The following is an 8,543-nucleotide window of genomic DNA, read 5'->3' as shown; positions in this document are numbered from 1 at the left end:
TTCTGATGCCTGCCCAAGTGGTCCTACAAAATCAGAAAATGAATCGCCAACTTCGTAGGTTTCCATTTCTTTTGTTGAACAACCTATTGTTTGAATTACAATAGTTACTGTACCTCTTTCAGCATCGAAATTACTAATTGTCAAAGGTAATCTTTCACCTTTTTCATCCATTTTTATAATTACAAATTGACCAGGTTTTGCTGATTTTGCTACCCTCGGTGCCTCGATATCCATTAAAAAGATTTGAGGTGCTAAAGCTCTTTTCTCAATAATTTTATACATTTGTATCCCTCCATATTCACATAATCTTGGTATATTAACTATATTAAAATAGACAGTCAGTAACGAGTATAATAATATGTATTTTTATTCTTATGTACTTAGCAATATTAATGCCTACCTTCTTATGTTTATAAATTTGACAATTAAAAATGAAATTTTATATGTTTGGGATATTATGCTATGACAATTACATATTTTTTTATATCGGTACTAAAAAAAGAGCATTAACATACAATGCCCTCTTAATTCACTCATATTAAAATAATTACTTATCTTGAATAATCATAGAATCCTTTTTTAGTTTTTCTTCCCAGTAATCCACCTCTAACATATTTTCTTAAAAGACTATGAGCTCTGTACTTAGAGTCTCCAGTTTCTTTATATAAAACATCCATGATGGCAACACATACATCAAGACCTATAAGGTCCCCTAGTGCTAAAGGTCCCATTGGGTGATTAGCCCCGAGCATCATCGCTTTATCGATATCTTCTTTAGTTGCAATTCCTTCTGCAAGTATCCCTACTGCTTCGTTAACCATAGGTATTAATATCCTATTTACAACAAACCCAGGAGCTTCAATAATCTCTACAGGGTCTTTTCCAACAGCAATAGCTACTTCCTTTACCTTGCTAAAAGTTTCATCTGAAGTACCCATTCCTTTAATAATTTCTATTAGCTTCATCATTGTTGCAGGATTAAAGAAATGCATTCCTATAACCTTGTCAGGTCTTTTCGTAGATGCACCTATTTCTGTTATAGAAAGTGAAGATGTATTTGTTGCAAAAATAGTTTCTGGTCCACAGATGTCATCGAGCTCTTCAAAAGTTCGTTTTTTAACTTCAATATCTTCTACAGAAGCTTCAATTATTAAATCACAATCTGCCGCTAAATTCATATCACTAGTTCCTGAAATTCTTGAAAGTATTTCTTCCATTTTTTCTGTTGTAATTTTCTCTCTTTTAACTAGTTTTTCAAGATTTTTTTGAATTCCAGCAAGCCCTTTTGTACAACTACCGTTTCTACCTTTTAATATAACTTCATATCCCTTAGTTGCAAATGTTTGAACAATACCAGATCCCATAGTTCCGGTTCCAATTACAAAAACCTTTTCCATAATAACACGCTCCTTAAATTGTGTTCAACTAAAATCTAAAAATGTACCTATTTTAAAATTTACCCTAATGCTAGTTTTAGCATTAGGGTAAATTAAGTTAATTTATATGCTATTTTAAAAGCAAATTATGTGTTTTTTATTACCTCAATCTGTGCTATCATTTCTGGAATAACTTTTGCATAATCTCCAGCTATTGCTAAATGAGCAACTTTCATGATTGGTGCTGATGCATCTTTGTTTATAGCTATTATATAATCAGATTCTGACATACCAGCTAAATGCTGAATTGCTCCTGAAATACCGCAAGCTATATATACATTAGGTCTAACTGTTTTTCCTGTTTGACCTACTTGAAGTGATTTATCTACCCAACCATTCTCAACTGCGGCTCTTGATCCTCCAACAACTCCACCAAGGGAAGTTGCAAGTTCCTCGAGAACTGCGAAGTTTTCTTTAGCTCCAACTCCACGACCACCAGATACGATAATGTTAGCATCTGCGATATCTGCTAATGCTTGAGCTACTTTAACAACCTCCGTAGTATTAGTTCTGATATCAGCTTGTGTTAAGTTCACAGTAATCTTTTCAACTGGGCAAGTTCTGTTTGTATCTAAAGCTAATTTTTCAAAAACTCCTGGTCTTACAGTAGCCATTTGTGGTCTATGATCTCCACAAACTATTGTAGCCATTAAGTTTCCTCCAAATGCTGGTCTTGTCATCAATAGATTGTTGTTTTCTGGATCTATATCAAGTGATGTACAATCAGCAACTAGTCCTGTTGTAAGTCTTGCTGATAATCTAGGACCTAAATCTCTTCCTAAATAACTAGCTCCTACAAATATTATTGAAGGTTTTCTCTCATTTGCTAGTTCAGTTATAACTTTTGCATATCCATCAGTTGAATAATGGTTTAACAATGGGCTTTCAGCAACTATTACTTTATCTGCTCCATGTGATACTAAATCTTTAACCATATCATCTGTCTTATCACCAAGAAGTACTGCAGTTAATTCCATTCCTAGTTTAGCTGCTATTCTACTTCCTTCACCTAAAAGTTCTAATGCTATTTTTTGAAGTTTTCCGTCTCTTTGCTCAGCAAAGACCCAGACTCCGTTGTAATCTGCTATATTCATGTTAAATCCCTCCTACATCTTAAATAAAGTGGTTTTCCTTTAATTTTGAAACTACAAATTGAGCAGCTTCTTTAGGTGGCAATTCTACTAATTCTGCCTGTCCTTTAGCTTCTTTAGTCATAGACTTCTTAACCTTTGTTGGTGAACCTTTTAGTCCAAGAAGCTCTTTATCCGCACCAATATCATCTGCATTCCAAACCTTAACTTCTTTATTTGCATACATCTCAAAAATGTGTTTTATGTCCATATATCTTGGCTCATTCAACTCTTTTATAGCTGTCAAAAGAACTGGTGTCTTAACTTCTATATTTTCATATCCATCTTCCCAAGCTTTTGTAATTTTTAATCCACTCTTAATTATTTCAACTTTTTCAACGTAAGTTATTTGTGGAAGATCTAAAAGCTCTGCTATTTCAGGACCAACTTGCGCTGTATCTCCGTCAATAGCTTGTCTACCTGCAAAAATTACATCATAGTCTAATTTTCTTATCGCTGCTGCTAATGCGTTAGATGTAGCTAATGTATCTGCTCCTGCAAACGCTCTGTCAGATACTAATATTGCTTCATCAGCTCCCATAGCTAGTGCTTCTCTCAATGCTATTTGTGCTTGTGGGGGTCCCATGCTTACAACTGTTACATGTGCACCATCTGTATCTTTTAATCTTAAAGCTTCTTCCAAAGCATTTTTATCATCTGGATTTATAATTGATGGAACACCTTCTCTTATAAGTGTTCCTAATTTTGGATCTATTTTAACTTCATTTGTATCTGGAACTTGTTTTAAACATACAACTATATTCATTTCTTAATCCCTCCTACTTTAATAAGTTTGCAGCAATAACCATTTTTTGAACTTGTGAAGTTCCTTCATATATCTCAGTTATCTTAGCATCTCTCATCATTCTTTCTATTGGATAATCTTTTGTATATCCATATCCACCGAATATTTGAACAGCTTTAGTTGTAACTTCCATAGCTGTTTCTGACGCAAATAATTTTGCTCTAGCAGCTTCTACGCTATATGGAAGACCATTATCCTTATTAAAGGCAGCCTTATATACTAAAAGTTTAGCAGCTTCTACTTTAACATCCAATTCAGCCATCATCCATTGCAAACCTTGGAATGCTGAAAGTGGTTTCCCAAATTGTTTTCTTTCTTTCATGTATTTAGCAGCTTCTTCTAAAGCTCCTTCTGCAATTCCCAGTGCTTGAGCTGCTATACCAATTCTTCCTCCATCAAGAGTTTTCATTGCTATACCAAAGCCTTTTCCTTCTTTTCCAAGCAAGTTTTCTTTTGGAACTACACAATTAGTAAATACCAGTTCAGTAGTTGCAGATGCTCTTATTCCTAATTTATCTTCATGTTTACCAATTGAAAATCCTTCGAAATCTTTTTCAATTATAAAGCAAGATATTCCTCTATTCCCTTTTTTCTTATCAGTCATAGCAGCAACTACATATGTATCAGCTTCTCCACCATTAGTGATGAATATCTTTGAACCATTTAATATGTAATTTTCTCCAACTAAAGTAGCTGTAGTTTGTTGCTCCGACGCATCTGTTCCTGCGTTAGGTTCAGTTAACCCAAAAGCACCTAATTTTTCACCTTTTGCAAGTGGTACTAAATATTTCATTTTTTGCTCTTCTGTACCAAACATATCTATTGGACCCACACATAATGAAGTATGAGCTGAAAGTATAACTCCCGTAGTCGCACATACTTTTGATAATTCTTCAACAGCAATAGCATAAGATAAAATGTTTCCGCCTGCACCACCATATTTAGTTGCAATTGGTATACCCATCATATTATATCTAGCCATTTTCTCAACAGTTTCTCTTGGAAATCTTTCTGTTATATCTATATCCGCAGCTATAGGTTCTACTTCGTTTATTGCGAATTCACTTACCATTTGTTTTACAAATTCTTGTTCTTTTGTCAATGTAAAATTCATGAACTTTCCTCCTCACTATTCTCTGAGGCATCATTTTATTATCTACCTCTTCTTATTACCAAATAACTATTTTTTTACTTATTTTTAAAGCATTTTTCTGTTTTCAAAGTAAATGCTATCATTCCAGTCTTTTGATCTTCTGTCGCAAAACACTCTCCAAATAATTCTGATTCGTATGAAAGAGCTGTGTCTATGTCTATTTGTGTTCCCTTATTTATTGCAGCTTTACAAAAACTTACAGCAATAGGTGCTTGCCCAGCGATTGTATTTGCAAGTGCTTTAGCTTCTGTTAGTAAATCTTCAGGCTCAACTACTTTATTTACGAGTCCGATTCTAAATGCCTCTTGCGCACCAATAATATTTGCTGTGTAAATTAATTCTTTAGCCATTCCAAGTCCTACAAGTCTAGGAAGTCTTTGAGTGCCACCGAAACCTGGAGTTATTCCAAGCCCTACCTCAGGTTGTCCAAATTTAGCTTTTGACGAAGCTATTCTAATATCACAAGCCATAGAAAGCTCACATCCCCCGCCTAGGGCAAACCCATTTACTGCAGCTATTACAGGTTTTTCTAAAGTTTCTAATTTTCTAAAAACCTTATTACCTAAATTCCCAAATCTTCTACCACCCATTACGTCAAGCTCTTTCATTTCAGTGATATCAGCCCCTGCCACGAAAGCTTTTCCTTCACCTGTTAAAATCACTGCGTAAATTTGGTCATCACTCGCAATTTCATCAATTGCTAAATTTAGCTCTTTTAATGTTTCTGAGTTTAATGCATTTAGAGCTCTTGGTCTGTTAATTGTAAGTACTGCAATTTTGTCTTCTTTTAGAAGAACAATATTTTTGTATTCCACAACATCCACTCCTTACAAGTTGATACGTTCCTTCTTGATTTGTTAATATTATAACAAATGTGTCTAAAATAATTAAAGCCCTTCGCTTCAATTACATTATATCTCTTTACAGTACTTATATCAACAAGAAAAATCTGTTTCCACATTAAAAAAGTTTCCTGTTTTAATGAGGACGCAGCAAACAAATTAGTTTTATGAATATGTCCTGTCATTCATTAAACAACTAAGCGTTAAAAGACTTTCACTTAAATGGACGTTTTCAACAATTATTTCTTCTGGTACCTGTAAATCCACAGGTGCAAAATTCCATATGCCTTTAACCCCATTTTTCACCATCATGTCACTAACTAATTGAGCACTATTTTTCGGCACACAAATTACACCAATGTCTATTGGTGTCACTTTTAAAAAGCACTCTAACTTATCTAAGTCGATTACTTCAACATCTCTAATTTTAAGTCCTATGAGCTTTGGGTTAACATCAAAAATGCCTACCAAGTTAAATGATAGCCTTTCAAAATAAGTATGATTTGCAATAGCCTGACCTATATTGCCTGCACCTACTATTATAATCTTATATTCCCTTGACAGTCCCAATATTCCACTTATTTCATTTAAGAGTTCTTTAACATTATAGCCGTATCCCTGTTGTCCAAAATCTCCGAAACAATTCAAGTCTTGTCTAATTTGAGATGCTGTAAACCCAATTTTCTCGCCTAATTCTTTTGAAGATATTCTATCTACATCATTTTTTAAAAGTTCTCTTAAATATCTATGGTATTTAGGCAATCTCCTAATAACAGCCATCGATATATTTTTTTTAATTTCCACAATTTACACTCCTCTGCAACCAACATAAATTTTATATTATTAATATTACCACACTATTGTGAGTTAACACTACTTTTTATCATAATTTCAGCACTTTTGTTCATAAATTTAATGCTTATTATCATATTTTAACTTATTTAGTTTTTTCTATACTACTATTTCTAATAATTATTGTTATATTTATTTATTTTTCACTACAAAAGTCTAAGTATAAATAGTACAATAATATAGAAATGGACTTTATTTAATATTTATAAAAAATAAATTCTAATTTCTTTAATAGTTTCGTTACATAAAATATTCTAATTAACTTTAGATTTTATTATTTTCAAGCTATTTTAATATTACAGGGAAGGTGAAACTAATGATAGTTTTAAGTTGCAAAGATATTCACAAAAGTTATGGTATAGATGTTATTTTAGACAAAATAACTTTTAGTATAAATGAAGGCGAAAAAATTGGTTTTATTGGCGCTAATGGAGCAGGTAAATCTACGCTTTTTAAAATACTCACTTCACAACTAGATTATGATAATGGTGAGCTATTTATAGATAAAAATAAAAGAGTTGGTTATCTATCCCAAGATTTAGGGTTAAATTTAGATAATAATATTTATGAAGAAACACTTTTAGTATTCGATAATCTATTAAGCCTAGAAAAAAGCCTGAAAGATTTAGAAACAAAAATGAATGAACCATATGATTCTTCCAAAGAGGAATATCACAATAAAATAATAAAAGACTATACATTAACCTCTGAACTTTATAATAATAGAGGCGGTTACACATATAAAGCTGAAATTAACAAAGTTCTAAGAGGTCTTGGTTTTATGGAAGAAGATTATGATAAACAAATAAACATATTAAGCGGAGGTCAAAAAACTAGGATCGCACTATGCAAGTTATTACTTAAAAATCCAGATATACTGTTACTTGATGAACCTACCAACCACCTAGATTTAGATGCTATAGAATGGTTAGAAGATTATTTAAAAGTCTATAAAGGAACTATGTTCATAATATCACATGATAGATTCTTTTTAGATACTATTACCAATAAAACTTTTGAACTTATTAATGGCCATGTAGATTGTTATAATGGTAGCTATACGAGTTTTATTGACTTAAAAAAAATAAATTATGAAGTTCAATTAAAAGCATACAAAGTGCAACAGTCAGAAATAAAAAGACAAGAAGAAATTATAACTAGATATAAATCCTTTAATAGAGAAAAAAGTGTAAGAGCTGCAGAGAGCAGACAAAAATCCTTGGACAAATTAGACCGCATTGATTCTCCCGATGCTGACCCGCGAGAAACTAAAATTAAATTTGAAACAGAAATCAAAAGCGGGAATGATGTTCTTCATATAGAAAATTTATCAAAACGATTTGGAGAAAATCTTTTGTTCCAAAATTTAAATTTAGATATAAAAAGAACCGAAAAGATCGCTCTCATTGGGGAAAATGGAAGAGGTAAAACAACTCTTTTTAGAATTATAATGGATAATATTCAAAGTGATACAGGTATAAAAATATTGGGGCACAATATTTTTGTAGGATATTATGATCAAGAACAATCAGATTTGAATGAAGAAAAAACTATAATAGATGAAGTTTGGGACGAATTCCCTAAGCTTACTACCACAGAGCTTCGTAATGCATTAGCGTCGTTTTTATTCATAGGTGACGATGTATTTAAAAATATATCTGCACTTAGCGGAGGCGAGCGATGTAGGATTAATCTTCTAAAAATCATGCTCTCTAAATCGAACTTTTTACTATTAGATGAACCAACAAATCACTTGGATATTATGTCTCGCGAAGCTTTAGAAGATTCAATACTAGCATATGATGGTACGGTTATTGTAATATCGCATGATAGATATTTTTTAAACAAGGTAATTGATAAAATACTTGAATTAAACCAAGACGGGCTCAAAGAATATTTAGGTAATTATACATATTATGTAGACAAAAAGAAAAACCCCCTAAGATTTGAAGTAGAAGAAGCCCATGCGGGAATGTCAAAAACTCAAATTAATTTTGATAAAAAAAAGAAGAGAGATGAAAATAACTTAGAAAAACAAAAAAAATTAGAATTTAAAGATTTAGAAGATAAAATTTCTTCATTGGAACAAGAATCGGAAAAATTGAATAACGATCTTTGCCTCGAAGAAGTTTATTCAAGCCCAACTAAAAGTGAAGACGTAACCAAACAAATTTCAAGTGTTAAATGTGAACTACAAGATCTTTATGCAGATTGGGAAGACTTTATAGATGATGCAGAATAAAAGAATCAATTTTAATCATCTTAAGGTTCGAAATGTATAATGCTCTGATATCCGATAATTCGTTAACAGACTCTAAGTTTATT

The 8,543-nt window shown here is 32.2% G+C and carries 7 protein-coding genes and 1 pseudogene; 1 reads left to right on the top strand and 7 read right to left on the bottom strand.

What is annotated here, in order from left to right; all coding sequences use genetic code 11:
- From JJE11_RS09665 to JJE11_RS09635, 7 genes and pseudogenes are all read right to left on the bottom strand, one after another.
- Positions 1 to 282: pseudogene (locus JJE11_RS09665) on the bottom strand (NAD-binding oxidoreductase); the annotation flags it as partial.
- 269 nt (positions 283 to 551) lie between these two features.
- Positions 552 to 1,397, bottom strand: a complete 846-nt coding sequence (locus JJE11_RS09660; protein ID WP_291634990.1) for a 3-hydroxybutyryl-CoA dehydrogenase — start codon at positions 1,395 to 1,397, stop codon at positions 552 to 554.
- 125 nt (positions 1,398 to 1,522) lie between these two features.
- Complete coding sequence (locus JJE11_RS09655) at positions 1,523 to 2,530, bottom strand: electron transfer flavoprotein subunit alpha/FixB family protein (RefSeq protein WP_291634989.1); 1,008 nt, start codon at positions 2,528 to 2,530, stop codon at positions 1,523 to 1,525.
- A gap of 19 nt (positions 2,531 to 2,549) precedes the next feature.
- Positions 2,550 to 3,332, bottom strand: coding sequence for an electron transfer flavoprotein subunit beta/FixA family protein (locus tag JJE11_RS09650; RefSeq protein ID WP_291634987.1), 783 nt, complete (start codon positions 3,330 to 3,332; stop codon positions 2,550 to 2,552).
- Between the two features lie 13 nt (positions 3,333 to 3,345).
- Positions 3,346 to 4,485, bottom strand: coding sequence for an acyl-CoA dehydrogenase (locus tag JJE11_RS09645; RefSeq protein ID WP_291634985.1), 1,140 nt, complete (start codon positions 4,483 to 4,485; stop codon positions 3,346 to 3,348).
- Between the two features lie 74 nt (positions 4,486 to 4,559).
- Positions 4,560 to 5,339 carry a short-chain-enoyl-CoA hydratase gene (locus JJE11_RS09640; protein WP_291634982.1) on the bottom strand — a complete coding sequence of 260 codons (780 nt, stop codon included), beginning with the start codon at positions 5,337 to 5,339 and terminating at the stop codon, positions 4,560 to 4,562.
- Between the two features lie 192 nt (positions 5,340 to 5,531).
- Positions 5,532 to 6,170, bottom strand: coding sequence for a redox-sensing transcriptional repressor Rex (locus JJE11_RS09635; RefSeq protein WP_291634980.1), 639 nt, complete (start codon positions 6,168 to 6,170; stop codon positions 5,532 to 5,534).
- Between the two features lie 364 nt (positions 6,171 to 6,534).
- Between JJE11_RS09635 and abc-f the strand changes: the two genes are divergently transcribed.
- Positions 6,535 to 8,460: a ribosomal protection-like ABC-F family protein gene (gene abc-f / locus JJE11_RS09630; RefSeq protein WP_291634978.1), complete on the top strand. Its 1,926-nt coding sequence runs from the start codon at positions 6,535 to 6,537 to the stop codon at positions 8,458 to 8,460.
- The last annotated feature ends 83 nt before the right edge of the window (positions 8,461 to 8,543 follow it).

Source organism: Clostridium sp., assembly GCF_016650095.1.
In the GTDB taxonomy this organism is placed as follows: Bacteria; Bacillota; Clostridia; order Clostridiales; family Clostridiaceae; genus Clostridium_AD.
Note: the sequence above shows the minus strand (reverse complement) of the source record. Positions and strands in the feature narration are given on the sequence as shown.

Coding starts and splice junctions, on each gene's coding strand:
- JJE11_RS09660 (WP_291634990.1), bottom strand. CDS start 1,397: ATGGAAAAGGTTTTTGTAATTGGAACCGGAACTATGGGATCTGGTATT.
- JJE11_RS09655 (WP_291634989.1), bottom strand. CDS start 2,530: ATGAATATAGCAGATTACAACGGAGTCTGGGTCTTTGCTGAGCAAAGA.
- JJE11_RS09650 (WP_291634987.1), bottom strand. CDS start 3,332: ATGAATATAGTTGTATGTTTAAAACAAGTTCCAGATACAAATGAAGTT.
- JJE11_RS09645 (WP_291634985.1), bottom strand. CDS start 4,485: ATGAATTTTACATTGACAAAAGAACAAGAATTTGTAAAACAAATGGTA.
- abc-f (WP_291634978.1), top strand. CDS start 6,535: ATGATAGTTTTAAGTTGCAAAGATATTCACAAAAGTTATGGTATAGAT.